This is a genomic window from Asanoa sp. NPDC050611 (assembly GCF_040654855.1).
GTDB lineage: Bacteria > Actinomycetota > Actinomycetes > Mycobacteriales > Micromonosporaceae > Asanoa.
Genome location: NZ_JBFAIU010000578.1, coordinates 1 through 2631 on the forward strand (window position 1 = coordinate 1; position 2631 = coordinate 2631).

The following is a 2631-nucleotide window of genomic DNA, read 5'->3' on the forward strand; positions in this document are numbered from 1 at the left end:
GCGGCGGCGGGGGACCGCAGGGCTCGTCGGGCAGCAAGCTGTCCGGTGACCGGATCGTGCTCGGCGTGCTCAACGACCAGTCGGGCGTCTACCTCGCCCTGTCCGGGACCAACTCGGTCAAGGCCGTGCAGATGGCCATCGACGACTTCAAGGCCAAGCACGGCGGCGACGCGATCAGCACGGACATCACGGTCGAGACCGCCGACCACCAGAACAAGCCGGACGTGGCCAACACCAAGGCCGCCGAGATGTACGACCGGCTGGGCGTCGACGCGATCCTCGACGTGCCCACCTCGTCGGCGGCGCTGAAGGTGGCCGACGTGGCCAAGGAGAAGAAGAAGCTCTACTTCAACATCAGCGGCGCGACCACCGACCTGACCGGCAAGTCGTGCAACAAGTACACGTTCCACTACGCGTACGACACGTACATGCTGGCCAACGGCACCGGTAGGACGGTGACCGAGCAGGGCGCGAAGAACTGGTACATCGTCTACCCGAACTACGCGTTCGGGCAGGACATGGAGAAGAGCTTCTCGGCCGCGGTGACCGGGGCCGGTGGCACGATCGTCGGCAAGGACGCGACGCCGTTCCCGAACGACAACTTCTCCACGTTCCTGCTCAAGGCGCCGACGCTGAACCCGAAGCCGGACGTGCTCGGCACCATGCAGGCCGGTGGCGACCTGGTCAACCTGGTCAAGCAGTACAACGAGTTCAAGCTGCGGGAGAAGGGCGTCGACCTGTCGGTCGGCCTGATGTTCCTCACCGACATCCACTCGCTGACCCCGGCGGCGCTGGCCGGAACCACGTACACCGACGCCTGGTACTGGAACTTCGACGCGGAGAACCGGGCGTTCGCGGACCGGTTCCTCAAGGAGACGGGCTCGCGGCCGACGTTCGCCCACGCGGCCAACTACTCGGCGGCGACGCAGTATCTCGAGGCGGTGCAGGCGGCCGGCACCGACGACGCGGACGCCGTGGTGAAGCAGCTCGAGGGCAAGAGCATCAACGACGTCTTCCTGCGCAACGGGAAGATCCGCGCCGAGGACCACCGGGTCATCCACGACGCGTACCTCGCCCAGGTCAAGCCCGCGGCGGAGGTCACCGAGGACTGGGACTACGTGAAGATCCTCAAGACCATCCCGGCGGCCGAGGCGTTCCGTACCCCGTCGGCCGACTGCAAGCTATGAGCTCTTTTCTCCAGCACACGTTCGACGGCCTGGTGAGCGGGGCGTTCCTCGCCCTGCTCGCCCTCGGCCTGTCGGTCATCTTCGGGATGCTGCGGGTCGTCAACTTCGCGCACGGCGCGTTCTACATGCTCGGCGCCGTCGGCACCTACCTGCTGCTGACGGAGTTCGGCATCCCGTTCTGGTGGGCGCTGGTGATCGTGCCGCTGGCGCTCGGCGTGGCCGGGACGGCCGTCGAACGCACGCTGGTGCACCCGCTGGCTCGCCTCGACCCGCTCTACAACTTCCTGCTCACCTTCGGCCTGACGCTGGTGCTGCAGGATCTGGTGAAGCTGCGGTACGGCACGACGTCGAGCCCGTACGGCACACCGGCCGGCCTGACCGGCACCGTCGACTTCGGACTGTTCGACTTCCCGGCGTATCGCGTGTTCGTGCTCGCCTTCGCCGTCGTGGCCTGCGTAGGGGTCTGGTGGCTGCTCGGACACACCCGGATCGGCATGGTGGTCCGGGCGGCGACCGAGCGCCCGGAGCTGACCCGGGCGCTCGGCATCGACGTGGGGCGGTGGGTGACGCCGGTGTTCGGCTTCGGCATCGCGCTCGCCGGCGTCGCCGGGGTGCTGGCCGCGCCGATGCGGGCCGTCAACCCGCTGATGGGCGCCGACCTGGTGATCGTGGTGTTCGCGGTGGTGGTGATCGGCGGCCTCGGCTCGATCTTCGGCTCGGTCGCCGCCGGCTTCGGCATCGGGCTCGTGCAGGCCTGGGGCGAGTCCTATCTGGACCAGTGGCCGATCGTCGCGCAGACCTCGGTCTTCGTCATCATGGCGGCCGTCCTGCTGTGGCGTCCGGCCGGGCTGTTCGGCCGCGAGGAGGCACCGGCATGACGGTCGAGGCGAAACCCCGCCAGTCGCCCTCGGTGCTGCGGGCGGTCGCCGGCGCGCCGCGTTGGCTGCGCTGGGTGCTGCTGGCCGCCGGGCTCGCGGTCGCGTTCTGGCTGCCCAACGGGCTCTATCCCGCGGTCGCCGTGGACATGCTCTGCTGGGCGTTGTTCGCCGTGGCGGTCGACCTGCTGCTCGGCTACACCGGCCTGCTCTCGTTCGGGCACGCCGCGTTCTGGGGCACGTCCGCGTACGCGACGGGTCTGGTGGCCATCCACGCCGGAGTGCCCTTCCCGGTCGCGGTGCTGGCCGGCGCCCTGGTCGCCGCGGCGCTCGCGGTGCCGATCGGCTATCTCGCGGTGCGCCGGACCGGCATCTACTTCGCGATGGTCACGCTCGCCTTCGCGCAGATGATCTACTACATCGCCAACAACCGGCGTGGGCTGACCGGCGGCGAGAACGGCCTGCAGAGCGTGCCGCGCGAGCTGTTCGGGCTGGACCTGACCGACGCGTACTACTTCTACTACGCGGCGCTGCCCGTGGTGCTGCTCGGGCTCTGGGCAGCCTGGCGG

Annotated in this window: 3 protein-coding genes; all 3 read left to right on the forward strand. The window is 69.1% G+C overall.

The features are described 5' to 3' along the window. A partial coding sequence (locus AB0H87_RS40435) for an ABC transporter substrate-binding protein (protein WP_360158718.1) occupies positions 1 to 1187 on the forward strand: 1187 nt, incomplete at its 5' end. Then, entirely contained in the window at positions 1184 to 2065 is an 882-nt protein-coding gene (locus tag AB0H87_RS40440) for a branched-chain amino acid ABC transporter permease (RefSeq protein WP_360158721.1), read from the forward strand. The genes AB0H87_RS40435 and AB0H87_RS40440, both read left to right, overlap by 4 nt. Next, positions 2062 to 2631: branched-chain amino acid ABC transporter permease (locus AB0H87_RS40445; RefSeq protein ID WP_360158724.1), on the forward strand; the 570-nt coding region annotated here is incomplete at its 3' end. The genes AB0H87_RS40440 and AB0H87_RS40445, both read left to right, overlap by 4 nt.

Excerpts from the sequence above, each read along its gene's own strand:
- AB0H87_RS40440 (WP_360158721.1), top strand. The coding sequence starts at position 1,184 with ATGAGCTCTTTTCTCCAGCACACGTTCGACGGCCTGGTGAGCGGGGCG.